1 protein-coding gene is annotated in these 236 nt (G+C 48.3%); it reads left to right on the top strand.

Annotated elements, in window-relative coordinates; genetic code table 11:
- Positions 1-20: 20 nt before the first annotated feature.
- A partial coding sequence (locus HBA93_RS23555; protein WP_502910198.1) for a CBS domain-containing protein occupies positions 21-236 on the top strand: 216 nt, incomplete at its 3' end.

Here is a 236-nt window from a genome sequence, read left to right as displayed (position 1 = left end):
AGATCGAAATGCAGACGGTGATGCGTAATAATGCATCGGGTAAAGCGGGGCCTGATTGCAATTCTATCATGTCGCGCCATGTGGTGTCGGTTAAAGCAGCTGATACGGATGATTATGCTCGGTCTTTGTTGCTGAAGCATAATATTCGCTCGCTGCCAGTTGTGGATGATACCAATAAATTGCTGGGTACGGTGGGCTTGCGTGAGTTGTTGAAGGGTAAAGGTGCGGTCGAAACA

Origin of the sequence: Ochrobactrum sp. SFR4 (assembly GCF_019730395.1) — a bacterium.
Classification (GTDB): Bacteria; Pseudomonadota; Alphaproteobacteria; order Rhizobiales; family Rhizobiaceae; genus Pseudochrobactrum.
Note: the sequence above shows the minus strand (reverse complement) of the source record. Positions and strands in the feature narration are given on the sequence as shown.